The organism is Idiomarina baltica OS145 (assembly GCF_000152885.1).
In the GTDB taxonomy this organism is placed as follows: Bacteria; Pseudomonadota; Gammaproteobacteria; order Enterobacterales; family Alteromonadaceae; genus Idiomarina; species Idiomarina baltica.
On the sequence record NZ_CH672405.1, the window covers coordinates 240,991 to 266,285 of the forward strand.

A 25,295-nucleotide genomic window follows, 5' to 3' on the forward strand; every position below is an offset into this window, starting at 1 on the left:
TATTATGATCGTTTATTGCAAAACTCGTGTAAATAGTCTGTGACGACATTTATTTTCTACTATATTAGAAATCGTTCTACTTAAACAGGAGGTGTTTTATGGCATCAGTAAAAACTTTATCGTTAGTTAGTTTGATGGCATTGGCAAGCTTAAGTCTTGCTGCGTGTTCACAAGATTCAGCGGAAGACAAAACCGAGCAAGCAATGGAGTCTGCTAAAGAAACCGCGGATAAAATGGGCGATGCTGCAGAAGAAAAGATGGAAGAGGCAGGCGAGTATCTCTCGGATTCTGCTATCACTGCAAAAGTTAAAACAGCTCTGTTCGATAACGGCGGCTTAGATAGCTCAAAAATCAGTGTCGAAACGCGCAACAAAACTGTTTATTTAAGCGGTACTGTAGCGACTGAAAATGACGCGGAAACAGCTGGCCAGTTAGCTGAAGGTGTCGAAGGTGTTGAAGACGTCGAAAATGATATTGTAGTAGGCAACTAAGTTTTTGTTGCTTGAACCACGAGCCCGTTTAAATACGGGCTCGTGCATTTATTAACGTATTGCGCGGAGTGAGCTCGCGTTCACAAAATGCCTTGAGAGAGACCTCATAGCCCTGCTCTTGTAAAAATACAGCCCTATCAAGTAATAACCAACGTTCAAGATATGGCTGAAATTTCAGTCTCACCTGTTCTATCGCCTCAGTCACTAAAAACCGTTGCTCACCACGTTCTAACCAATAGTCAGCATCAAAACATGAGCTTAAATTAATCTCATGTTGTGCCGCAGCCCAATGACAAAAGTCTTTGAATGAACCGGAAAAAATCGCCTTGGATACTGAATTAAGCGGTTGGTAGTGCGGATCATTCAAATGATCTTGGCGCCAAGACTCATAACCCAAGCGCCACACGAGCTCTGTTTGACGCAACTCTCGCTCCCGTTTTCCCGCGGTAACAAGCCCTTGCGCTGCGAGCCTAAGTGCGTTTTTACTCAGTCTTAAGTCACACTGTTGTGCGGCCTTGGACAACGGTTCATAGTGCCCCTGCCGAATTAAATGATAGCAACACGGCGCCACCAAAATATCTCGTATCTGTGCTTCAGTAGCGTGCTCCAACAGCCTAATATGTAAGTCACCGCATGCGTGTAATGCCACAGCCGTTTGACATCTGCGAAGTGTTTGCTGAATTTTATCATCACCGTCCTTCGCTAAGACATCCTGCTGAATAAACGTCTGCGGCAGTCGGTGATGTTGTGCAAGCTCAGTGCCCTCTGCACACAGCGCAGATTGCCACTCAATACTGACCACTGGACGTTGTTGGGTAAAACTCAACAATCGCCCTAAATGCCCCTTACCAGCACACCACTCTGTGACTATCGTCGAGTGTTTAGGTACGTGGTCGATAAACGCCTGCACTTGCGATAATTTACGGCCTTTGATGCCTTGGATAAGCCAAAATGGCAGGGGATGCTCTGAAGCTTTACTCGATTCATACGCCCACACGGGATCGACTAGTAATCGCAGGTCGTCGAGTACCCTAGCGAGCGTCGATTCGCTTTCCCAGGGTAACTCCGTGTGTTCGAATGCAACAATGTCCCAAAATGCCCTGCTATCTGAAAGCGCCTGACTGTATTGCTCGAGCAGTTCTTTTAAGTTCACAGCGTTGACCTAATTAATAACCGATAAGTAGTTTATCTTACTTGATAGCCATTCTTCCAGACAGCCTGAGGGTCTAATAGTAAATGCATTCCCTGCGCGGGTGATGGACCGATCAACACCATGTCGGCGCGTTGCCCCACAGCGATACGCCCTCGGCCTTTAATTCGCCAACGCTCAGCTGCCAGTGCAGTTGCTGAATGAATGGCAACTTGCCAATTAACAGCTTGAGCTTCGAGCCACATGAGCTCTGCTATTAGGCTGATGCCGTGTTCGGTACCTGGGTTGGGAGCATCACTCCCGACCAGCACATCAAGCTCGCTCTCATCAAGTAACCGAGTGTTAGTTTTTAAGTTATTATAAAATGAGGTTGAGGCCATGTTCGCGCCACCACGGCTCAAGTTATTTAGTTTTTGCTGATTAAAACAGTCTCCACAGGCGGGCAAGAGTACCTGCTTATTAAATTCACCGTGCACTAAGTGCTCATAAATTATATTGGTTGGTACGATGAACACCTGTAATTGTTCCATTTTATCAATCAGTTGTTCGCTTATAGGTTGGTCGAAAAAACCATGCACCAAACCATCAGCGCCGGCTGTAACGGCGTGCTCGGCAGAAAGATGGTCGGCGACATGAACAACGGCTAGCACCTGTTGGTCATGTGCGGCTTGAATAACGCGCTGCAGTTGTTGGTAACTTATTGATGGTCGATGGGGATAGTCAACGTCTTCTGCGGTATACACAATCTTAATAAAGTCCGAGCCTTCAGCAAGGCGTTCCGAGACAGCACTCTCCGCGCTATCATCGTCAGCGAGTGGGTGGGGGCTAAACCCAAACTGCGTTCCATGTCCATCAGGCGCTGTAACCAACCGGCCAGCCCCCCACATATCCGCCTCCTGTTGCAATTGCACCGAGTTGCGTTGCTGCCGAGCTCGGCGTAATTCGCTTGGATGCCCAAATAGATCAATCACCGTTGTCACACCAAAATCAAGTGCGCGTTCTCGCGCATCACCCCAAGTATGGACATGGCTATCAATCAGCCCAGGAATAATCCACTGGTCTGGCTTGGTGGGATAAACACGTTGAACCGCTTTCGGAGGCTGCGATTCAACTCGCACAATAACGCCCTCTTCGACCGAAACATAATGCGCTCGTAGCACCTTCTCACCATCGAATACATTGATAGGCCCAATGGTAAAGCTATTGTCCTCGACCGGGGCTGGCTCAGGTAATAACCACAATAGCGCAGCGACAGCCCCAGCGCCGATAATCCAAGTAAGTTTATTCATGACTGGCTCCACTGAAGCGACCAGATAGGCTTCTTAACACTGCCATCATACTGATACTGAAAAGGCACAAGTAGATAATATGCCAGTACCAGCTCACCTCATCGCCCTTCCCGATAACCGCATAGCCTAATTGCACCAAGTGATAACTGGGCAACCCATAAGCGATCCATTGCACCCAGTCCGGCATCAAAAACAGGGGAAACCACAAGCCAGACAGCAACGCCATGGGTAGATAGATCAGGTTAACAACGCCTGCGGCAGCGCGGTCGGCTACTAAAGCGCCAATGAGCATCCCTAAAGCGGCAAAAGGCAAAGTACCTAAGGTAAAAATAAGTGTTAAGAGACCCCACTGCCAAAACCATAATCGGACACCGGCAAGCCAAGCCGACTCGATGTAAAGTAAGAGCAGGATCACTGCAGAAAAAGCGGCGCTGTTGACTAACTTGGCAAAAATAAAGCTATTGAACTGCATTGGCGACAATAGCTTTAAGGTGAGCCAGCCATGAGTGCGTTCACTCGCAATACTTACCGCAAGGTGAAAAAACGGTGGTCCCATAATGCCAAAACAAGCATAGGAGATAAGAAGGTAATCACTGTGGCCGTTGGAAAAATCCACCATGATGCCAAAAAAGAAGTAGAACACGACCGGGAACGCAAACGCCGGTATGTAAAAGCTGGGCGAGCGAAGCAAGGCTCGCATATCCATTTGAGCTTCAACGATCCATTGACTCATGACGTAGCTCCTCCAATCAATGTGGACATCAGTTGTTCTAAAGACATACTTTTTATCGGTAATTTTTCGGCGGGCGCCTGTTTACGCAAAAGTACGACAGAGTCTGCCAATTGGTAGGCTTCCTCTATGTAATGCGTGGTTAGAATAATTGCGACACCCTGACTTTTCAGCGATTCGATACAACGCCACATCTGTTGCCGCGTACTTAGGTCCATTCCAACGCTAGGTTCATCCAAAAACAGTAGTTGCGGTCGCCCAATAAGCGCGAGCGTAAACATGACACGTTGCTGCTCTCCTCCCGACAGCACAGCGAAACGCTTATGTAGTAACGACTCGATAGGTAGGAGTTGCTTCAACTCCTCGATACCGACGGGCTTAGTGTAGTAACTTTGGTAAAGCGTAATTTGCTCTTGCACAGTCAATTGCCCATTCACAGCGCCAACTTGCATGACCACGCCCCAGCGCTGTTTAAGTGACGGACTTCTGCTTTTTTTAGGCTGTTGTTCACCAAACAGGCTAATTTGGCCCGCGTCCGGAGCAGTCAGTCCAAGAATACAGCGAATAAGCGTCGTCTTACCGACGCCATTCTCACCCAGTACCGCAACGACCTCACCACCGTTAACATTCAAAGAAAATTCGCTTAGTACAGGCGTGTTAGCGTAGGTCTTCGATAAATTTGTAATTGATAGAACCGTCATTACTCACCTCCATTTTCTGCTAGCTTAGTGAGTTACCCCGAACGGAGGCAGTCATCTTTGTCATTTTATTGTGATGACAATTGTCACTAGCATGAAATGAAGGTTCGTTTCATAATGCAACTATGAAATTAAAACAGCCGCAGCTTTCTCTTGAACGTAAATACGCTTGGGTTTACCTGATGAACCTGGGCTTTTTCGTCGTGCCAATGTTTCTATACCCGTTCACAGTATTGGAATATCTCGCGATGACAGCTGCGCTGATTGGCTTTGTGGCAAGCTACTATTGGGCATTCAGCGTTTCATCAGCTCACATGTTGAAGCCGATTATCGTTATGTATGGGATCGCATGCGCGATTACCCCGATTAACCCCGCATCAATCACCATGTTCGCCTTTATTGGCTTTTTCTTGGGGTTCGCCTATCGTCTCCGACCCGCTCTATTGGGGCTGCTTGCTATTATATTGACACTTGCGTTGTTGCATTATTATGTCGTCGACACGTGGTCTTGGTTTGTTTATTACGGTGCAATATTAAGCGCTGCGATTTTTATCATTGGGCGTGTCGAGCGCGTGCGTCAAGAGCACTTACTGAGCCAGCAGCGCACTGATTTAGAAATTGAACAACTCGCTACTACGTTAGAACGCGAGCGCATTGCTCGTGATCTGCACGACACTTTAGGGCACACGCTTACCAGTGTGCTACTCAAGGCTGAATTGGCGCAACGCCACATTCATTCTGGTCAGGGCGACGCAGCCAGTCATCACTTGAAAGAGCTGACCGAGATTGCGCGGACCTGTTTAAAGCAAGTCAGAGAGAGCGTAACCGGTTATAAACATGGCGGTTTTGACTTTGTGCTACAACAACTCTCCGTACGCTTACAGGAAGCGGGATTCAAAGTTCATGTAGAGGGAGCGCTTACTCAGTTAAATAGGGCTTATGAAACGCCGCTTGTTTTGGCGCTCACCGAACTCGTGACAAATATCATTCGTCACAGTGAGGGGGATCACGTTCTCATAAAACTTATAGAGAAGGCTGATAATACCTACATTGAAATATTCGATAATGGACGCGTTACTGAGTTCGAGTTTGGTAATGGCTTGTTGGGAGTTAATGAGCGTATTGAACGCCTCGGTGGGCATATTGATATCAACACAACACAAGGTTGCCAAGTAAAGTTGTTCTTACCCGCAGCCGTAGTGGAATCCTGACTATGAAAATATTATTGGCTGAAGACCAAGCGATGGTGCGAACCGCCTTAGCGAGTCTACTGCGCTTAGATGGCGAATATGATGTCGATGAAGCCGCTGATGGAAACGAAGCTATAAATAGTCTTGAAGAGAATACCTATGACTTACTACTGACCGATATAGAAATGCCACATAGGACGGGGATTGACCTCGTGCATTGGGTCAAAGCTAACGCGCCTTCCACTAAAACAGTGATCATAACGACATTTAATCGCAGTGGTTATGTGAATCGTGCTGTGCAGGCGGGCGTTGATGGTTTTCTACTAAAAGATGCGCCGGTTGAGCAACTCATGCAATCATTGACTGCCATTTTGGCAGGCAAACGCGTGATTGACTCTGAGCTACTACTCAATAGCTTTAATCAAATTGACCCGTTAACAGAAAAGGAACGCAAAGCCCTCCGGCTAGCCGCCGATGGACTGGCAACATCAGCAATTGCCAAGCAACTATTTATCGCTGAGGGCACCGCACGTAACTATCTATCCGAAGCGATTGCAAAAGTCGGTGCTAAAAATCGCGTCGAGGCAGCTCGTATTGCCCAGCTAAAAGGATGGTTATAGATAATTAACTAGGAATCGTTAACCAAAGACTCCCCATGAGTAATAAGGTTAACGTTATAATTGGTACGAATAATGCTGACGAATGCTTCTTCATAGCGCCCCCAATTTGTTGTTATTTTTGTTAACGTATTGTTATAGAAAAAGATTTATCGTGTGTCAATGCTTTGCACTTCGTGCTACGCTTGATCGCGCAATCACATCGACCCTCTTTTTCAGAAAAAGTTCAATTTTTATGTATGATCACGCGTCTGAAATAGTTAAGGCTGCTGAATTGCTTCGTGGCAACACCCCGTTTACTTTGTTGTCTGGCGCGGGGCTAAGCACCGATTCGGGGATTCCTGCCTACCGTAATGCTCAGGGTCAATGGGTTCACTCGCCCCCGATGCAACACCATGACTTTATGAATAATGATGCGGCGCGAAAACGCTATTGGGCGCGTAGCTTAGGCGGCTGGTTAAATTTATATCATGCGCAACCAAACCGTGCACATCAGGTTATCGCACAGTTTCAACAACACGGGTTTATCGATACCGTTATTACGCAAAATGTTGATGGACTGCATCAAAAAGCAGGGAGTTCAACGGTGATTAACCTTCACGGATACGCCAACGACATCGTCTGTATGACGTGCGGCGATAGATCACCTCGTTTCGATTTACATCAACGATATGCCGAGCTCAATCCACGATTTAATCAATCAGTTTCGGTCATTAAGCCAGATGGCGATGCAAAACTATCAGCACCAACGGACGAATTTAAACTCATCCATTGCGATCATTGTGGCGGGATCTTAAAGCCCGATGTGGTCTACTTCGGCGATAATGTACCCAAAAAACGAGTTGAAGCCTGTTATCAAGCTATTGATGACAGTCAAGGTTTACTTATCGTTGGTTCCTCATTAAAAGTGTTTTCGGGATTTCGTTTTGCTCGCTATGCCTATCAACAAGATAAGCCAGTGATTATTATCACAAAAGGTATAACGCGAGCGGATGATTTAGCCACGATTAAGATTGACGGAAACATTGCGGAAACGCTTGACCAATTTCGTCGTTTATTACGACTGCCAAAATAAACGCAGGTGTTTGTGGCACCTGCGTTTTGTTGCGGATTTCAGCCTGTAGAGCTTAGGGGTTATAGACAACGTTCAACGTTACACCACTAAAGCTTTGATAAGCGCGAATTCCAATATGCCAGGTACCTGACTGTGGATTCGAAAAGCTACAGCTTTCATTATTGCCACTTAAATACGGACGACAGTCATAACTATTACTTCCAGGCTGACTACCATATTGAACGTACAAATCGGCGTCGCCAGAACCACCTGAAATATCAATATCCAGGGTGCTCATACCGGCAGGCACTTCGATGGTATAACGCACCCAACTACCTGTTGATGCAGAAAGATCGCTTACACTGCCGCCACCGCCAGTCGCACCGCCGTCACCGGGGTCTCCCGAGCCGCCTCCTGAAGCGCCGGTTACTGCACCGCTGGCATCAACGATACCGACGCCACAACCACTACAGCTTCCAGGAAAGCTTCGTGCTGTCTGCTTCAAGATGTTTTCAACATCATCTGGGCTAGCGCTCGGGTTAGCCTCTTTAATCAACGCAGCCACACCCGCTACGTGGGGCGTGGCCATTGATGTTCCTTGGCTGTAGCCGTACGTATCACTTCCAGGTGTACTGGTACCCGAGTTATAAGTCGAGAGCACACCATTTGGATCATTGGCGTACGACATTGCGCCACCCGGTGCAGCAACATCCACGTTAGAGCCGTAGTTAGAGTAGTAAGCTCGGCTTCCATTACGGTTAGTCGCCGCGACGTTGACGACGCCACTGCAGTTACCCGGATTATAATTGGTCGAGTTGTCATTACTATTGCCTGATGCCACAACCACCGTGGTGCCGTTACCTCGGGCAATATTAATTGCCTGCTGCGTTGCGCTCGAACAAGCGCCCTGTCCACCTAAGCTCATATTGATAACATCGGCTGGATTCGCATTGCTTGGTACGCCCGATACCGAGCCCCCTGAGGCCCAAATAATACCATCAGCGATATCTGCCGTGGTACCGCCGCAACGACCGAGTACCCGCACAGGTACTACTTTTGCACCGTAAGCAACCCCAGCTACGCCTTGACCATTATTGGTCACGGCTGCGATGGTGCCTGCCACATGCGTACCGTGCCAGCTTGAGTCCTGATCTTGAGCAGGATAGCCGTTACCGCAGGCTCCCGCACTCACCCAGTCACCCGGGTCACGCGGATCAGAGTCACGACCATTCCCATCATTACCAATGAAACTATTAGAAATCATGTCGTACCCGGGCAAAATATTGCTGACGAGATCCGCGTGAGGACGATACCCCGTATCTAAAACCGCGACCACGGTTCCCGCCCCCGTCACGCTATTCCACGCATTTTCTACATTGAGTCCGCCAGTGGACTCGTAATAGTGCCACTGATCGTTGTAATCCGGATCGTTGGGAGTCGCAAAGTGACGTAATAATTTGTTTTCTTCAACACTCGCCACCTCAGGGTGCTTGGCAATTTGCGCCATCATCTTTTTCGCCTGTCCGGGCGGAATTTTCTTATCAAGATCAAACACAAAATGGTTAGCCAGACCCATTTCACGCTCAAACTTAATTGAACCCCCGGTCTGGGCAGAGAAATCGCGTGCGACACGACTCGCTGCATTGGCTACTGCGGCTGCACGACTCAGACCTCGTTGTGCTGCTTGATTCGCCACCTCGTTCATTACTTGTGAACGTTCTTTAAAGGTAACTATGAAGCCTGTGGTTAAGGATTGATTAGGAGTAACGGTCTGTGTCGGAAGACCGACTGAAGCCTTGGGTGGCTGAAATGATTGGTTAACCGCGACAGCTGAGGGGACCGCTACAGTCGAAAGTGCAGCACTCACCCACACGGCAAGTCTTTGATTTTTCTTAAAACTTATATGTTTATACATGGTTAACCTTTTTTGTTATTTGAAGAATACTGGCAAAAAAGCCAGCCATTAATCATTAACACATGTATATTTTATGTAAATAAATATGACGTCAATTTTACATTACATTTACACATATTGACATCACTAAAAGGCATAAGCAACGTGTGTATTTGTTTTTAGCCAGGTGTCACTATATGCTCAGGTAAAATCAATTTGAGGAAATCAAATGTCAGCATTTCAATCGCCCTTACCCACGCTGTTGATCATTTTAGCGATCATCATTTTATTAGTGCTATCTGTTCGAATCGTTCCCCAACAGCAAGTTTATGTTATTGAGTTATTTGGCAAATATCGCCGTATGCTAACTCCTGGCTTAAACTTTATTATTCCGATTATCGAACGCGTAGCTCACAAGCAGTCAATGCGAACGCGAGAGTTACAAGTCAGTGTTGAGACGAAAACACAAGATAATGTCTTTGTAACCGTCCGCGTCAGTGTGCAGTATCGAGTCGAGAATAAAGACGCCGTTTACAATGCTTTCTACCAACTCGAAGACCCTGAGCGCCAAATGGAGAGCTATATTTTCAACTCAGTGCGGGCTCAGATTCCAAAACAACCACTTGATGAAGTGTTTGATAACAAAGACGCAATCAGTGATGCAGTACAAGCTGAATTAGAGAGTGTCATCGAAGGCTACGGCTTCAACATAATTGCATCGCTCGTTACCGATATCGATCCCGATGAAGAAGTCAAACATTCGATGAATAAAATCAATGCCGCGGAAAGAGAGCGTCGCGCAGCAGAACACCAAGCGGAAGCAGAAAAAATTCTCGCTGTTAAGAAAGCTGAAGCAGATAAAGAATCAAAAATCCTTCAAGGTGAAGGGGTCGCAGGACAGCGCAAAGCGATTGCAGAGGGCTTAAGTGAAAGTATCGCCTTAGTACGTAAAGAGGATAGCGACATCAGTGCTCATGACGTCATCGATCTACTGAAGTTCACCAATTACGTTGATACCTTAGCCGCCTTGGATACCGCAAACAGTAAAGTGATCATGGTACCCATGCCAACGACTCAGTTCGAACAATTCAATCAGGCCATTATTCGTGGTAACGAGGCTAGTGCAAAAGACTAGCCTCGGCGTTCGTTTACTGCTGATTTGGGATAATACGTAGTTCGACGCGACGGTTTTGCTGTCGGCCTTGCGCGGTATCATTCGTGGCAATCGGCTGACTTTCCCCAAAACCTTGCGTCGTAACGCGGCGCGAGTCGACCCCGTATCCGACTAGATAATTACGCACGGCATTCGCACGGTTTAACGATAGTTGCTGGTTATAATCGGCTGAGCCGGTGCTATCCGTGTGTCCCTCTATCATCATCGTTGTCTTGTTATACTTATTGAGTACAGCGGCAACGTCCTCAAGTACCGGATAAAAGTTTTGCGAAATATTGGCACTCTCAGAAGCGAAGGTAATATTTCCCGGAAGTTGCAAGCGAATATTATCGCCATCACGGATAACTTGCACACCCGAGCCTGACAGCTCGTCGCGAAACGCCTCCTCCTGCTTATCCATGTAGTTCCCAATCGCGCTACCGGCCAAAGCGCCCACGGCGGCACCCCAAAGATAGCGACTCTTGTCATGGTCGCCAGTTCCTTTACCTATTACCGCACCCGCAACAGCGCCAATGGCGGCGCCTTTTTGAGTGTTATTCATGGTATTCGAGCACCCCGTTAAAGCAAGCGCTCCTGCAATTCCTAGAATTAACAATCGACTATTCATACCTAATCCTCTACCCATCACGCCTATTGGTTAAAATTAGCATGTCTTTACAAAAAATCATTAACGCTTTTCATGATCTTTACGCAACACATAAAGTGAATCGATCAATCCAAAACAGCTGTGCCACGTATCACAAGGTCACAGTCATTTAGTAAATTGGAGTAAAACATGTCTGAAGTTGCGAACAAAGTCGTTATTATCACAGGTGCGAGTAGCGGTTTAGGAGAAGAAACTGCTAAAATGCTCGCCAGCAAAGGCGCCAAATTAGTCTTGGGGGCGCGTCGTGAAGAGCGACTAAAAGCGCTGGCCGATAGCATTAAAAATGACGGTGGTGAAGCCATTTTCAAAACGGTGGATGTAACCGATAAGTCGCAAGTACAAGCCCTTGCCGATGCTGCGCTTGAGCAGTTCGGACGCATTGATGTGTTGGTCAACAACGCCGGCTTAATGCCATTAGCACCACTGGACGAGTTGAAAATCGATGAGTGGGACCAAATGATAGATGTCAATATTAAGGGCGTTATGTACGGTGTCGCAGCGGTGCTGCCGAGCATGCGTAAGCAAAAATCAGGTCATATTATTAACTTATCGTCAGTTGCAGGTCACGTGGTATTTCCAGGTGCAACCGTTTACTGCGCGACAAAGTTTGCTGTAAAAGCAATCAGTGAAGGGATTCGTCAAGAATCAAATGGCGAAATCAGAGCGACCAATATTTCACCGGGCGCTGTGAGTACTGAGTTGACTGACCACATCAGTCATAAGGATTCGAAGGAAATGGCAGATGATCTTTATCAAGATGCAATTGGCTCTGACTCAATCGCACGAGCCATTACATTTGCGATTGAACAGCCAGGTGATGTTGACGTCAATGAGATGATCATTCGTCCTACCAAGCAGGAGTTGTAGTTTGCCGCAAGTCAGTATTTTGGATTTAGCACCTGTGCCTGAAAGCGGCACAGTTGCTGAGTCGCTAAAAAACGCTGTAAGTATTGCTCAAGCAGCCGAACGTTGGGGATATCATCGTTACTGGATGGCCGAGCATCATAATATGACGGGTATCGCCAGCGCGGCAACCGCTATTGTTCTAGGTCATATTGCGAGTCGAACCCAACACATTCGTGTGGGGTCAGCCGGTATTATGCTGCCGAACCATCCACCGTATATTGTTGCAGAACAATTCGGCACGCTCGATGCTCTGTATCCCAACAGGGTTGACTTGGGACTTGGCCGTGCACCTGGTACAGATGGACAAACCCTGCGTGCTTTAAGGCGTTCACCGAACGACGCTGAACAATTTCCTAACGATGTGCAAGAGCTGTTGGGCTATCTCGCCGAAGCTGAAGATACTGACACCATCAAAGCCATTCCTGGCTTTCAGCAAAACATCCCCGTTTGGATCTTAGGTTCGAGCACCTTTGGCGCACAATTAGCTGCCCGACTCGGGCTGCCCTACGCGTTTGCATCTCACTTTGCGCCCGATCACCTGAGTCACGCACTTACACTATATCGCAAGCAATTCAAGCCTTCGCGTTATCTTGATAAACCATACGCTGCTGCTGCACTGAATCTATTCGCAGCCGACACGGACCGTCACGCTCGCCGCATGATGACATCGATGCAGCAACAGTTCATTAATTTACGTCGCGGGATGCCCGGGCGCATGCAGCCCCCTGTTGAGGATATTAAAGCCATAGCGGACCCCTATGAGCTAGCGGCTGTTAATCACGCGCTGAACTTTACCGCGGTGGGCACAAAAGACACCGTCGCGCGTCACCTCACACAGTTTATTGAACAAACTCAGGTCGACGAGCTGATTTTGACCTGCAACGCCTACGATATATCAGATCGCCTAAACTCGTTTAAAATCGGCGCAGAAATACTACTAAACTAATATTAATCAGGTGACCCAAGCTATTCTTAAGGTATTTTTAAGGTTTCTTTGTTATAAAGTCGGTTTAATTTTAATTTAATTAAGCCGACTTTATGTCTCGTAAGATTTTAATCACTGGAGCCGCTGGTTTTATTGGGTTTCACACGGCCAAGCGCCTACTTTCAGAAGGGTTTCACGTCGTTGGAATTGACAACCTCAACGACTATTACTCAGTTCAGCTTAAGTATGATCGATTAAAACAACTTAAGAAATTTGACTCATTTTCCTTTCATTCGATCGATATTGATAACCCTATCGCATTGTCAGACTGCCTAGCCGATTATACGATTGATGATGTCATTCATCTTGCCGCTCAAGCAGGTGTGCGTTATTCAATCGATAATCCGCAAGCGTATGGGCGAAGCAACTTGATCGGATTTCTCAACATACTCGAGTGGGTTCGCAGTCACCCCGTAGACCACTTTATTTATGCCTCATCAAGCTCGGTGTACGGTAATACTGAGCGTGTCCCTTTTTCGACGAACGCGACCGCCGACAAACCGGTATCTTTGTATGCAGCGACGAAGCGTGCTAACGAACTGATGGCTGAAAGCTATAGCCATTTATATAATATCCCTGCGACTGGATTGCGTTTCTTTACCGTCTATGGTCCTTATGGTCGTCCCGATATGGCACCGATGAAGTTTGCCAAACAAATCATGCAAGGTGGTCAAATCGATGTCTATAACCATGGTGACCTATCGCGTGATTTTACGTTTATCGATGATATTGTAGAGGGCATATACCGCCTATTAGATAAACCTATTCAAACTCAGTCAGAGGGTGCGCGCCATCGCGTCTTAAATATAGGTCGCGGCGAACCTGTTAACTTGCTTAAGTTTATTGAAATACTCGAGAGCGCGTTCGAAAAACCGGTTAAAAAACGTTATCTTCCAATGCAAGATGGTGATGTAAGCACAACTTGGGCGGACGTGACAGAGTTAAGTAAAATAACGGGTTATTCACCACAGGTCGATATCGAGTCTGGCATTCAAAAATTCGCAGAGTGGTACAAAAAATACAATGCACATGGACAATTAGCATGATTGAGTTTTCAGTGATACTCCCGGCAAAAGATGAAGCCGATAATATTAGTGTTTTACTAAAAGAGATTGACGACGCCTTAAAAGACAGCTCATACGAAGTGGTGCTGGTAGATGATGGTAGTACAGATGCAACAGCAGAGCAGGCATTGGCGACCGCTAAAATCATGCAAGGACAAGTATCGGTTATTCAACATCAGTCGAGTTGTGGTCAAAGCACTGCGCTTTATACAGCAGCACAACACGCCTGCGGTGAGTTTATCGTAGTACTTGACGCCGATGGTCAAAATGATCCCGCGGATATTCCTTCATTAAAGCAGGTAGCAAACGAGTTGCAATCGCACCACTTTTGCGTAATTGGGCACCGTCAACAACGAAAAGATACGACTTGGAAGCGATTTCAATCGCGTGTTGCCAACCGCTTTAGACAGGCCGTATTGAAAGACGATACACCGGATACTGGCTGTGGGTTGAAAATCCTCCCTCGTCATACCTATTTACAACTCCCCTACTTCCACCATATGCATCGTTTCGTACCCGCGTTGGTCAAACGCATGGGAGGAGAAATAAAAAGTGTTCCTGTGAACCATCGCGCTCGGTTGCAAGGCATCTCAAAATATAATGCTTGGAATCGTGCTTGGGCTGGCCTACTTGATATTTTGGGTGTTCTTTGGCTGATTTACCGCTCCAGAAAGCCGCAAATTAAAGCTATAAAGCGCAGTCAGGAGTCCTAATCCGATGCAACGCGCGATCAAACTATTAGCGATTGTCGGTGTTTTCTTTGCGCTTGCGTTGGCCATTCAACAAGGCTGGTTAGATGCTATTTCGACGTCAGAACGAGCCATGCAGACGATCAAACAAGCTGGCGTCAAAGGCTATGCCATTGTATTGACCGCCGCCACTTTGTTTATGGCAATTGGCGGTCCGCGCCAGCTCATCGCGCTCGTATTGGGGTTTATACTCGGAACCGGTTGGGGCTTCGTCGCCGCATTATTGGTGAGCGGTCTTTCACTCGCGGTCACCTACTTTACTGCACACATGTTTTTACAGCCGTTAATAAGAAAACGTTTCAAAACCCAGAGCGAGCGACTGGTAAAGTGGATTAATGTAGCAACAACAAGAAAAACCATGATGATTCGACTGATGCCCGTTGGCAGTAATCTTTTGACGAACTTATTTGCGGGCGCAGCCAATGTCGACTTTAAACGCTTTTTCGTCGGAAGCATACTCGGTTATATCCCACAAACTCTGGTATTCGTTTTAGTCGGCAGTGGTATTGGCCTCGCCCAATCTGAGAAATTACTTATCAGTGGTTTATTGTTTGTCATCGCATCAGCTATTGGTATCCACCTCTACCGCTCACAAAAAAGCCTGTCAGAAGGAGTGCCCTCATGAAGTGGTTGGACGCATTTGAGCAACGACTCTCATCCGAACGCACCGGTGAGTTCCTATTCTGGCTATTGGTTGTAGCGGCTTTACTCATCTTTTCGGGACTTGGGCTTCGCTCGCCTTGGCCACCCGACGAGCCCCGTTTTGCTGATGTAGCGCGTGAGATGGTCGTCACTGGGCAATGGTTCTTTCCTGCCCGTGGTGAGGAATTTTATCCCGATAAGCCGCCCATTTTCATGTGGGCTATCGCGCTATGCTATTATTTGATTGGCAATATAAAAATAGCCGCGTTAGTGCCTAACGCGCTGTGCAGCTTAGTCAGTTTAGTGGCCGTATTTGATATCAGTAGACGGATATGGGACATGCGTATTGCGAGACACGCAACGCTGCTTCTACTCATTACGCCACAATTTTTAATTCAGGCAAAATTTGCCCAAATCGATGCTATGGTCGCCTGTTGGATTACACTGGGTTGCTATGGTCTATTGCGTCACTTCTTCTGCGGTCCCCATTGGCGTTGGTATTTCCTCGGCTGGGGCTTCATGGGATTAGGTATTATAACTAAAGGCGTTGGCTTTTTGCCCCTGCTGATGCTGCTACCGATTGCAATTTATCACTTTACCCAGCAACGCTTAACAGGCAGTTGGCGTTGGCGCGCATTGCTAGGCCCTATCGTTATGCTCGCTGTAGTGGCATGTTGGCTCGTACCCATGTACTTGATTGTCAGTCAAAACGGTAGTCCAGAATATCTCGCATACCGCGATAATATCCTGTTTAAACAAACCGGCGAACGCTATGTGGATCCATGGCATCACTTTAAGCCTTGGCATTACTTTATCAGTAGCGTGGTACCTGCATTCTGGTTACCGCTGAGTGTATTATTACTGACGCAGTTAAAAACCGTCTTACAGCAGATTAAGCAGGACCCCCGTATTGCGGTGTTATTTGGTTGGGTTATTTTAGTCATCTTCTTCTTTAGCTTAAGTCCTGCCAAACGGGGCGTTTATATACTGCCTGCATTACCCATGTTCTGTATCGCGTTAGCCGCCGCCTGGCCCGATCTTTCGCTTAATCGTGCCAGTCGATGGTTTTTACGCGCCTTGCTCACATTAATCATCACCGTTTTCACAGCACTGACTTACTTTGCTGCGATACACCATGACAAGCTTGTCGACAAACTCGACAACTACACGCAGAGTTTTCAACTGCTAGATAGCCTCGCCATTATTTTTGCGATTATCGTGGGTGCCATTTGTCTCGCGTGTGTAGTGCTATGGCGTAAGAGTTTATGGGTCAAATATGGCTCAGCCGTGGCTATTATATGCGTTACTGTGAGTTGGCTCGTGTATCCTCTCGCGGAGCCCTTACGCACTCCCCAAAACGTCATGCTTACCGCGGCTGCCAAAGTAGATGGCGGCGAATTGGCTATTCTCGATCTCAAAGAGCAACACTTGCTTTTTTCGCCTATTCCGTTAACTCACTTTAGCTATTTTACAGGCAATGCTGAACAGTTTCGTAACGCATGGCTATGGATAAACGAAGCACCCAATCGTTATATCATGGCGCCGGATAATATGCATTTTGAGTGTTTTGACCCAGCAGATGGAAAGTCATTAGGTATCGCACATCGAGAGCATTGGCTGCTTTTTAGCGCCAAGGATGCAGCCAAATCATGCCCGGCACCTGCCAAAGTGATTCGCTACCGAAGCCCAGCCAGTGATATTAATGAATAAACAATCTGTTTAAATTTAAGATTTAATTAATATAGTTTTTATAAATTCCGCATAGTGACTAATTTTTTAAGACAACTATGCGGAATTTTTTTATCAATTTAACCGACCGTTCTAGCCGTTCGTTATTGTTGGTTTCAGTACCTTTGTACTTGGCTTTATTTATTTTTTTTGAAGGGCTCGGGATAAAATTTGATGTGTCCCAATGGTTTTTCTCAATTTCCGGTCATGCCTGGGCGTTAAAACATAACCTAATTACCGAGTCTGTGCTCCATGATGGGTTTCGTGCACTTAACATCGTAATTGTCGCCGGTATCTTAATTTTTTACCTATCGCAATGGTTCAAACCTCTACGTGTAACCTCGCTTGTCCGCTTATCACAATTTATCGGTGCGCTATTGCTGTCTTTTATTGTCGTGAACCTGATGAAAGGCGTCACAGGGATGCATTGTCCTTGGGATCTCAACATGTTTGGCGGTCGCTTTGACTACCAACCTCTTTGGTTAGCCGCCAGCCAACCCGAGCCCGGTCGCTGCTTTCCAGCAGGACACGCAAGTATCGGATACGCTTGGTTTTCGCTATTTTTTTACCTACGCAAAGACTTCCCTGTTATCGCCCGCAAAGCCCTAGTCGGTTCACTACTCATTGGTTTACTACTTGGTTTTGCGCAGCAGTTGCGCGGCGCACATTTCATTTCAGACGATATCACCACGGCTTTTATCTGCTGGGTTATCAGTGCATTGATATTTATTGGAGATAAGCCTAATGAAAACCGTTAAGTTATCCAGTCGACTTCTGATACTGATCGCTACGCTGTGGTTGACCTTAGCCTACTGCGGTCCCCTTTTATCCTCGCTAAACGATTATCAAACTTCGCTTATCGCACAAATGGGCTTTCTTTTTGTTATCGCCTGTGTATACGCTGTACTGTTTTTAATTGCACGCGCATTTCATTGTCTGAAAGGCGCTATATTCGTGCTATTTACCACCGCCGCGGTGGTCACCTATTGGATGAATCAGTACGGTGTCGTGATTGATCCTGATATGCTGATCAATGCACTCGAAACAGATACTTCTGAAGCCAGCGACCTGATTTCAGTTAAACTCATTTTGTCTGTCTTTCTCTGGGGCGTTGTACCAGCAATAGTTTTGATTTGGATGCCGGTGAAACCGCAACCTTGGGTACGTACGACATTGCTGAGTTTAGGGGCCGGGTGCATCCTTATTGCCGTTGCTATGGGCGTACTGATGACCCAATACAGTGAGTATTCATCACTATTTCGCAATCACCGTGACGTTAAATACCGAGTCATCCCCTTCAATGTCATATCTGCCAGTGTTTCGGTTGCTAAAGCCAAATTATCGACGCCAGAAACCTTTATCGCGCTGGGTCAAGATGCCACCCAGCAACCAGATAATGACAAAACGCCTAAAGTCATGGTTGTCATCGTCGGAGAAACGGCGCGAGCTGATCACTTCAGTTCCAATGGATACCCGCGCCCAACCACTTCGGGTATCGAGCAACTCGCCCAGCAAGGTGAACTTATTAGCTTCACAAATGCAACATCTTGTGGCACCGCGACAGCCATTTCAGTCCCATGTATGTTTAGTTTTTATCAGGCTGAAAACTACGATAACCGTGCACGCTCAACCAGTAATGTATTAGATGTCCTTGATCACGCGGGTATCAATGTATCGTGGATTGAAAATAACTCGGGCTGTAAAAACGTCTGCGACCGAGTGGAAGAAATTACTGCCGAAGATTACTGTGATAGCGATCAGGAATGCTTCGATACACGGATGCTAGAAGTTCTGAAAACCAAGTTAGCCAATGCAAAGCAAGACAGCATTATTGTCTTACACTCAATGGGAAGCCACGGTCCTGCTTATTACAAACGATCGCCTCAAGCTCTTAAAAAATTTCTCCCCGAGTGCACTACCATCGAGCTCAATCAGTGCTCAGTCGACACCATTAAGAATGCTTATGACAATAGCTTGATTGTGACCGATAAACTCGTCACTGGCGCGATTAATACACTTAAAGAGGCACCGCAATTGGATACAAGCCTCATGTACATTTCCGATCATGGCGAGTCACTCGGAGATAACGGTGTCTATCTGCATGGGCTTCCTAACTGGATGGCTCCCGATGAACAACGCCACGTACCTTGGATTCTATGGCCTGCCAACGCTTGGGCAGACCGTCCTGATGCGGCCGCAAAGTACCCTGTTAATCATGACTATTTAGCACATTCATTGCTCGGCTTTTTCAATGTTAAGACTTCGCTTTATCAACCTCAACTTGACTTGGCGGAGCAACTGGCGCCTTAGTCGGTGATTCGGTGCGAAATAATAGTAACAACGGTAACGAACATAAAGCCATCCAAGCCATGGCTTTAAAGTCATTCAGATAACCGATGGCGGCGGCTTGCTGAGTTAATTGCTGATTCATTTGAGCAACCGCCATACCCGGTCCGTTTTCTACCGCGATTCGTATAAACTCTTCTTTCACCGGAGCTCGGAACATTGTCAACGATTCGCCGAGTACAGCGTGATTAGTCTGTGTCGCGCGCGCTGCCAGCGTAACCATGACCGAAATACCAATACTGCTCCCGATATTACGCATTAAACTGAACATCGCCGTGGCTTCGGTTCGCAACTGAGGCGCCAGTGTCGAAAATGTCACCGTACTGAGCGGTACAAATACAAAGCCAAGACCCAACCCCTGAATAATGCCCGTTCTGACAACATCCATCGGGCTAATAAACAGATTAAATGCGGCCATTTCGAATAGCGAATAGGCAGTCAATGATAGCCCGAGTCCTACTAGCCAGCGCACGTCGACACGATTAATCAGCCTGCCAACCATCAGCATGGCACACATACTTCCAATACCTCGCGGCGCTAATATCTCGCCCGTGGTAATCACGGGAAAGCCCATCAGGTTTTGTAGAAACGGCGGTAGTAACGCCAGCGTCGCGAGTAGAATAATCCCTACAATGAAAATAAAGATAAGTCCTGTGACAAGATTACGATCTTTAAATAGTGCGGGTTCTATAAACGGATTACGGCTAGTCAGCATATGTGCGATAAACAAATATAAAAACAGAACCGCAACAATGCACTCGACAATAATTTCACTGGAAGCAAACCAGTCCTCGCCTTGACCACGGTCAAGCATCAACTGTAAGGCACCTATCGATAACGAGAGTAACGCAAATCCGAACAGATCAAAGCGGCGTTTTTCTGTTTCTGTTTCTTTAACAAAGGCGACAATTCCCGCAAACGCCAATAACCCCACTGGGATGTTGATAAAAAATACCCATCGCCAGTTATAATACTCGGTCAGATATCCACCGAGTGTAGGACCCAGAATGGGCCCCACCATAACGCCAACGCCCCAAATAGCCATGGCAGAACCGTGCTTTTCTTTCGGATACGTATCGAGCAAAACAGCCTGCGACAACGGCACCAATCCCGCGCCAAACACGCCTTGTAGTAACCGGAAAAACACCAGTTGTTCTAGTGAAACAGCAACACCACATAAGACCGAGGCGGCTGTGAAGCCAAATACCGACAACAGGAACAATCGCTTACGGCCGATTTTCGCAGCAAGAAAGCCGGTCATCGGTGTCATCACTGCTGCTGCCACAATATACGACGTTAACACCCAGGCAATTTGCTCTGACGTGGCCGACATGCTGCCTTGCATATGAGGCAACGCCACGTTAGCTATCGTGGTATCTACCGCCTGCATAATGGTTGCAAGCATGATAGAAATAGTGATTAAACCACGGTTCTTAGCGAGCTGCTTTGCATTCATAACAACGTGACCCTTAAGCTGGCTTATCGCTACTTAATGCTTGCATCCAGTGGGCTAGCGGCTGCAAAAACTGAGGTCCCCGCTCGTGCCAGCCTGTATCAATAGAGATTTCCGTACTCATACCAGCTCTCAGTGGTGGCTTATCGCCTGTATCCACGACAGCAATGCGAACCGGAACTCGCTGAACCACTTTGACCCAGTTCCCTGTCGAGTTTTGAGCGGGCAAAAGAGCAAACTCAGAACCGGAAGCCGCAGCAATACTTTTCACATTACCGTGCCATACGATGTCAGGATAAGCATCGACATGAATGACCACTTTTTGTCCCACTTTGACGTGCGTTAGCTGAGTTTCCTTCAGGTTAGCCTCGATCCATGGCGCCTCAGTCGCGACCACCACCATCGCTGGGTTACGTGGATCGATGTACTGACCTGCAGAGGGGGTTTTACTCGCAAAACCTGACATCGGTGCAACCACATGCGTCTGTTCGAGGTTTCGTTCAGCTTCATCCAGCGCAGCTTTGGCTTGCAGATAACGCGGGTGTTGCTTAACATCGATATTCGGTTGCCCCGCTAAACTTGCCGCGATACGTTTCAGTCCTTGCTCAACCGACTTCACATTTTCCTTCGCAACGCGCCACTGGTGTCGATACTTATCCAAGGTTGATTCTGACACCGAGTCCGACTTTACTAATCGTTTCTGACGCGCAAATTCACGCTCGGCAAATGCTGCATTTGACTGCGCGAGAACGAGCTGCTCCTGCTGCTCTGCGTATTGCGCCTTCAACGTTTCGATTTCAGTAACGACTTGTGCCAACTGAGATTTCGCCTGTGCCACCTTAATCGCATAAGGCGCATCGACGATATCAAACAATAGGTCACCCTGTTTTACGGGCTCGTTTTCCGACACAAAAAGTTGCGCAACGTTACCCGATATCTCAGGTACAATAGACACCTTATCATTTTGCACGTAGGCATTTTCAGTTTCTACAAACCGACCACCGGTGAGGTAGATCCCACCCGTTACCAATACGACAATTAAAGGTACTAGCACCAATAAAATCATCCGTAACTTAACAGCGCCCGACATTCGAATCGGATTGTTATACCGCGTGTTCATAGTAAAGAGCGTCCTTCAGCTTTCGGTTAAATTGTGTTTCATGGATTTCAGTGCATTGAGAATTTCATGGCGGGTCGCCTCAGAGATCCCAGCGAGGGTTTTAGCGCGCGTTTGCGCTCCGAGCTCCCGCAACTGATTCAACACCGGTTCTGCTTGCTCGGTTAAAAACAGCCGCCAAACCCGTCTATCATCCGGATCTGGTTTACGCTCAACCCAACCGCCCTGCTCCAGTCGATCGATATGACGTGCAATCGTAATCGCTTTGAGCTCAAGTAGCTCAGCTAACCGCGACTGTTGAATACCTTGGCAGCGGACAAGACGTGCCAGAATTGACCACTGAGCGCGCGTTAAACCGAGTGATTTAGCGCGCGCATCGAAGTCCCATTTAGCCATGCGTGCCACGTCCGCAAGCAAGAACATCAACTCTCTGTCAGGGTGTTCCATAACGCCTCCCCAATTAGTAACTAAGGTTATTATAAGTTAGCTTACTATTTTTCTAAACTAAATGAGTTTAATAAGTCTTAACTCATTGGCAACTCTTCTAAACATGGCGCAATCCGTATTGCGTCCATACGCGTAATAAAACTCGGTATTTATTGGGAGTAAACTATGCAAACCACAACCACTTACATTGCCCTACTTTCAGCTTTATCGTTCAGTGCTGCAGCACAACAAGTTTCTATTCAAGCGCCTCAATCGGCTACTGCAAATGATTTTATAGAAGTATTCAAACAACTGAGTGGCGAACATCCTGGCGTACGTAAAGGTCACGCCAAAGGTGTTTGTGCGCTGGGGTCATTTGAACCGTCTGCAACTGCGCAAGCGCGCTTTGATACCCCCTTATTCAGCGATCAAGCGCCGATTACTTTGCGCTTTTCCATGGGCGGAGGTAATCCAAATGCAGATGAGGCGGCAAACGCACCGCGCGGGATGGCAGTGATGTTTGATTTAGACAATAACAGGCAGCATAAGATTGCAGGATTAACCACACCGATGTTTGCTGGTAAAAACCCAGAACAGTTTCTCGGCCTTTTGCGTATCAATTACGCCATTGCTCAGGGTGAAGCAACTAGCGCTGACCGCAAAGCTTATCTTGAAGCTAATCCAGAAGCCGCACGTCAGGGAGAATGGTTACAGTCGCATCAACCGGCAGCAGAATACACATCGGCTAACTATTTTGGTATTCACACATTCTATACCACGTTGACTAACGGCGAATTGCAGGCATTTCGATGGACATTAGTGCCTAAGGCAGGCGAAACGCTACTTACAGAGCAAGAGCAGAAAAATTTACCCAAGTCTTTCCTTGCCAAGCGACTCAGTGAGCGCCTCAAGGACGGACCCGTCGAATACGAATGGCACTGGCAGCTTGCTAAAGAAGGTGATCCAATCAATGACCCGTCACAAGTATGGCCAAAGGATAGAGAAACCATCAATGTCGGTACTCTAAAGATAACCGAGTCCGGTGGAGAATCATGCACACCGATCAATTTTGACCCGAATCAAGTCACTGACGGTATCTCTACCAGTCAAGATCCGGTGCTTCAAATACGCTCGCCCGCCTATGCGATTTCTTATGGCAAACGTTTGCAAGGACAGTAAACTTTTTTAGAGATTAAACATTCGAAATATTGAGTGTTTAATCTCTTAACTTTTTAACAATTTATTCGATAATACCTCATAGGCATGTTCGCCTCATGGAGGAGTTATGTTTAAGTTGTTCAACGATGACGCAAATGATGTCATTGCAGCCATTCACCAATCTCAAGCAGTTATACAATTTGATTTAGACGGTAAAATCGAAACCGCTAACGATAATTTTCTCTCGCTAATGGGCTATTCGCTAAGCGAAATAAAAGGACGCCACCACCGCTTATTTGTGGAGGATAGTGAAGCAGCAAGCCAGCGCTATAAATTGTTCTGGCAAAAACTTCGCGAAGGCGAAGTCCAAATGGGTGAGTTTTGCCGTATCACTCGCGCAGGAGAAGAGATTTGGATACATGCCTCTTATACGCCGATTTTTAAACATGGAAGAGTAAAAAAAATAATAAAGTTTGCGTCCGATATAACTGAGAAAGTAGCCCAACGGGCTGAATACCAAGCTCAGATTAAGGCCATAAACCGTGCTCAAGCGGTCATAGAGTTCTCACTCGATGGCACTATTTTATCAGCCAATAGTAATTTCCTCACCCTCATGGGTTATAACGCCGATGAAATTATTGGTGAGCATCATCGTATATTTGTTCCTCCCGAACATAGCCGAAGTTCAGAGTACGAAAGTTTTTGGCAGCGTTTAAAAGACGGCAAATATCAAACAGCGGATTACCAACGGGTAACAAAAGATGGTTCACGAATTTGGATCCATGCAACCTACAATCCAATTCCTAGATTCAACTAATAACTGCAACACTCGCTCTTAGCGTGTTGCAATTGCTCTTTAAAAATTATGTCTGGCTGAATAAAGCCCAGTGTTTTCCTGGGACGTAAATTCAAGCGCTGCTGGTATTTAGCCATCAGCTCGTTGGTTACAGTGCTCAAATCAGTACCTTTTGGCACGTATTGACGCAATAAGCCGTTCGCATTTTCGTTCGCGCCGCGCTGATAAGAAGCATACGGGTCAGCAAAATAAACGTCGGTCTCGAGCTCTTTTGCAATTCGTTCATGACCCGCGAATTCTAAACCGTTGTCGGCCGTAATGCTGTGAACCAGAGCTTTAAAGGGCTGCAGCATTTCTATAGTCGCGTCAGCAACGGTATCAGCGTGTTTACTTGTGACTTTTTTCACGAGATAAAATCGGCTTTTACGCTCTAAAAGCGTAACGATAGCTCCGGTTCCGCGCTTGCCGATAACAGTATCAATTTCCCAGTCGCCGTAGCGTTCTCGGTCATCAATAATTGCAGGCCGATCGTGTATCGAGCGGCGGCCTAAAATGCGACCACGCTGCTTGTGCAGGCGTTTTCTATAGCGTCTCAACCGGTGGCGAAGGTGAGTAAATAAACCACCTCCGCCATAAAAGTCAGCCAATACATAATTGTAAATCCACTCGTGACTGACTGGATAGCCTATTCGCGTGCAGATAGCCGATATCTGCTCCGGGCTCCAGTCCATCACGAGCATCAGCTCTACAGCGTTTCGCGTATTCTCGCAAACCCTTTTGGGCTTTGGCTTGGAGCGCCGTTTTAACATGCGCTCTTGAGCTTTTTGAGGGTCATAAGACCCACACAAATTGTTGTTACGCCGCAACTCTCGATGGACGGTCGAGGGCGCAATGTTCAGCTTTCTTGCAATCTCTCGTTGTGAAAATTCTTCTGAGAGCAACGCAGAAATCTGGTATCGTTGTCCCTCGGTCAGCTGCCGATAACTCATGTT

25 protein-coding genes are annotated in these 25,295 nt (G+C 47.0%); 15 read left to right on the forward strand and 10 right to left on the reverse strand.

Annotated elements, in window-relative coordinates:
• Positions 1-98 precede the first annotated feature (98 nt).
• Entirely contained in the window at positions 99-491 is a 393-nt protein-coding gene (locus tag OS145_RS07005; RefSeq protein WP_006955578.1) for a BON domain-containing protein, read from the forward strand.
• Between the two features lie 28 nt (positions 492-519).
• Here the strand turns inward: OS145_RS07005 and OS145_RS07010 are convergent, their stop codons facing one another.
• The 4 genes from OS145_RS07010 to OS145_RS07025 are packed head-to-tail and all read right to left on the reverse strand — an operon-like array spanning position 520 to position 4,361.
• Positions 520-1,644 carry a methyltransferase gene (locus tag OS145_RS07010; protein ID WP_006955579.1) on the reverse strand — a complete coding sequence of 375 codons (1,125 nt, stop codon included), beginning with the start codon at positions 1,642-1,644 and terminating at the stop codon, positions 520-522.
• 32 nt (positions 1,645-1,676) lie between these two features.
• Positions 1,677-2,930 (reverse strand): amidohydrolase family protein, encoded by a 1,254-nt coding sequence (locus OS145_RS07015; protein ID WP_006955580.1) that lies wholly within the window; start codon positions 2,928-2,930, stop codon positions 1,677-1,679.
• Entirely contained in the window at positions 2,923-3,663 is a 741-nt protein-coding gene (locus OS145_RS07020; RefSeq protein ID WP_006955581.1) for an ABC transporter permease, read from the reverse strand. Before OS145_RS07020 ends, OS145_RS07015 begins: the two co-directional genes overlap by 8 nt.
• Positions 3,660-4,361, reverse strand: a complete 702-nt coding sequence (locus tag OS145_RS07025) for an ABC transporter ATP-binding protein (protein WP_006955582.1) — start codon at positions 4,359-4,361, stop codon at positions 3,660-3,662. The genes OS145_RS07020 and OS145_RS07025 overlap by 4 nt, the downstream gene beginning before the upstream one ends.
• 122 nt (positions 4,362-4,483) lie before the next feature.
• On the opposite strand from OS145_RS07025, the gene OS145_RS07030 reads away from it, so the two are divergent.
• The 3 genes from OS145_RS07030 to OS145_RS07040 all read left to right on the forward strand — a co-directional run bounded on the left by OS145_RS07030 (position 4,484) and on the right by OS145_RS07040 (position 7,240).
• Positions 4,484-5,569, forward strand: a complete 1,086-nt coding sequence (locus OS145_RS07030) for a sensor histidine kinase (protein WP_006955583.1) — start codon at positions 4,484-4,486, stop codon at positions 5,567-5,569.
• Positions 5,570-5,571: 2 nt separating this feature from the next.
• Positions 5,572-6,168: a response regulator transcription factor gene (locus OS145_RS07035; protein WP_006955584.1), complete on the forward strand. Its 597-nt coding sequence runs from the start codon at positions 5,572-5,574 to the stop codon at positions 6,166-6,168.
• 232 nt (positions 6,169-6,400) lie between these two features.
• Entirely contained in the window at positions 6,401-7,240 is an 840-nt protein-coding gene (locus OS145_RS07040; RefSeq protein WP_006955585.1) for an NAD-dependent protein deacetylase, read from the forward strand.
• A 52-nt stretch (positions 7,241-7,292) separates the two neighbouring features.
• Here the strand turns inward: OS145_RS07040 and OS145_RS07045 are convergent, their stop codons facing one another.
• Positions 7,293-9,134, reverse strand: coding sequence for a S8 family serine peptidase (locus OS145_RS07045; protein WP_006955586.1), 1,842 nt, complete (start codon positions 9,132-9,134; stop codon positions 7,293-7,295).
• A 208-nt stretch (positions 9,135-9,342) separates the two neighbouring features.
• Between OS145_RS07045 and OS145_RS07050 the strand changes: the two genes are divergently transcribed.
• The gene (locus OS145_RS07050) at positions 9,343-10,248 is read left to right on the forward strand and encodes an SPFH domain-containing protein (RefSeq protein WP_006955587.1); all 906 of its coding nucleotides are present in this window, start codon (positions 9,343-9,345) and stop codon (positions 10,246-10,248) included.
• Positions 10,249-10,261: 13 nt separating this feature from the next.
• Here the strand turns inward: OS145_RS07050 and OS145_RS07055 are convergent, their stop codons facing one another.
• Positions 10,262-10,894, reverse strand: coding sequence for a YiaD family glycine zipper/OmpA-like lipoprotein (locus OS145_RS07055; protein WP_040487887.1), 633 nt, complete (start codon positions 10,892-10,894; stop codon positions 10,262-10,264).
• Positions 10,895-11,062: 168 nt separating this feature from the next.
• On the opposite strand from OS145_RS07055, the gene OS145_RS07060 reads away from it, so the two are divergent.
• The 8 genes from OS145_RS07060 to OS145_RS07095 all read left to right on the forward strand — a co-directional run bounded on the left by OS145_RS07060 (position 11,063) and on the right by OS145_RS07095 (position 19,317).
• Positions 11,063-11,800, forward strand: a complete 738-nt coding sequence (locus tag OS145_RS07060) for an SDR family oxidoreductase (protein WP_006955589.1) — start codon at positions 11,063-11,065, stop codon at positions 11,798-11,800.
• A 1-nt stretch (position 11,801) separates the two neighbouring features.
• Complete coding sequence (locus OS145_RS07065; protein ID WP_006955590.1) at positions 11,802-12,785, forward strand: LLM class flavin-dependent oxidoreductase; 984 nt, start codon at positions 11,802-11,804, stop codon at positions 12,783-12,785.
• A 92-nt stretch (positions 12,786-12,877) separates the two neighbouring features.
• Positions 12,878-13,870, forward strand: coding sequence for a GDP-mannose 4,6-dehydratase (locus OS145_RS07070; protein ID WP_006955591.1), 993 nt, complete (start codon positions 12,878-12,880; stop codon positions 13,868-13,870).
• A complete protein-coding gene (locus OS145_RS07075) occupies positions 13,867-14,601 on the forward strand; it encodes a glycosyltransferase family 2 protein (protein WP_006955592.1) in 735 nt (244 codons plus the stop codon). Before OS145_RS07070 ends, OS145_RS07075 begins: the two co-directional genes overlap by 4 nt.
• Positions 14,602-14,605: 4 nt before the next feature.
• Positions 14,606-15,262, forward strand: a complete 657-nt coding sequence (locus OS145_RS07080; RefSeq protein WP_006955593.1) for a TVP38/TMEM64 family protein — start codon at positions 14,606-14,608, stop codon at positions 15,260-15,262.
• Complete coding sequence (locus OS145_RS07085) at positions 15,259-16,989, forward strand: ArnT family glycosyltransferase (RefSeq protein WP_006955594.1); 1,731 nt, start codon at positions 15,259-15,261, stop codon at positions 16,987-16,989. The genes OS145_RS07080 and OS145_RS07085 overlap by 4 nt, the downstream gene beginning before the upstream one ends.
• A 77-nt stretch (positions 16,990-17,066) precedes the next feature.
• Complete coding sequence (locus OS145_RS07090) at positions 17,067-17,765, forward strand: phosphatase PAP2 family protein (RefSeq protein WP_006955595.1); 699 nt, start codon at positions 17,067-17,069, stop codon at positions 17,763-17,765.
• Positions 17,752-19,317, forward strand: coding sequence for a phosphoethanolamine transferase (locus OS145_RS07095; RefSeq protein WP_006955596.1), 1,566 nt, complete (start codon positions 17,752-17,754; stop codon positions 19,315-19,317). Before OS145_RS07090 ends, OS145_RS07095 begins: the two co-directional genes overlap by 14 nt.
• On the opposite strand, the gene OS145_RS07100 is transcribed toward OS145_RS07095, so the two are convergent.
• Genes OS145_RS07100 through OS145_RS07110 form a run of 3 tightly spaced genes read right to left on the reverse strand, consistent with a single transcriptional unit; the run spans position 19,262 to position 22,370 of the window.
• Positions 19,262-20,809, reverse strand: coding sequence for a DHA2 family efflux MFS transporter permease subunit (locus tag OS145_RS07100; protein WP_006955597.1), 1,548 nt, complete (start codon positions 20,807-20,809; stop codon positions 19,262-19,264). The genes OS145_RS07095 and OS145_RS07100 overlap by 56 nt on opposite strands.
• Positions 20,810-20,822: 13 nt before the next feature.
• A complete protein-coding gene (locus tag OS145_RS07105; RefSeq protein ID WP_006955598.1) occupies positions 20,823-21,926 on the reverse strand; it encodes an HlyD family secretion protein in 1,104 nt (367 codons plus the stop codon).
• A 15-nt stretch (positions 21,927-21,941) separates the two neighbouring features.
• Positions 21,942-22,370, reverse strand: coding sequence for a MarR family winged helix-turn-helix transcriptional regulator (locus OS145_RS07110; protein ID WP_006955599.1), 429 nt, complete (start codon positions 22,368-22,370; stop codon positions 21,942-21,944).
• A gap of 165 nt (positions 22,371-22,535) precedes the next feature.
• On the opposite strand from OS145_RS07110, the gene OS145_RS07115 reads away from it, so the two are divergent.
• Entirely contained in the window at positions 22,536-23,528 is a 993-nt protein-coding gene (locus OS145_RS07115; RefSeq protein ID WP_006955600.1) for a catalase family peroxidase, read from the forward strand.
• A 106-nt stretch (positions 23,529-23,634) separates the two neighbouring features.
• Positions 23,635-24,324 carry a PAS domain-containing protein gene (locus OS145_RS07120; RefSeq protein WP_006955601.1) on the forward strand — a complete coding sequence of 230 codons (690 nt, stop codon included), beginning with the start codon at positions 23,635-23,637 and terminating at the stop codon, positions 24,322-24,324.
• Here OS145_RS07120 and OS145_RS07125 read toward each other — a convergent pair.
• A complete protein-coding gene (locus tag OS145_RS07125; protein WP_006955602.1) occupies positions 24,321-25,292 on the reverse strand; it encodes an IS30 family transposase in 972 nt (323 codons plus the stop codon). The genes OS145_RS07120 and OS145_RS07125 overlap by 4 nt on opposite strands.
• Between the last annotated feature and the right edge of the window lie 3 nt (positions 25,293-25,295).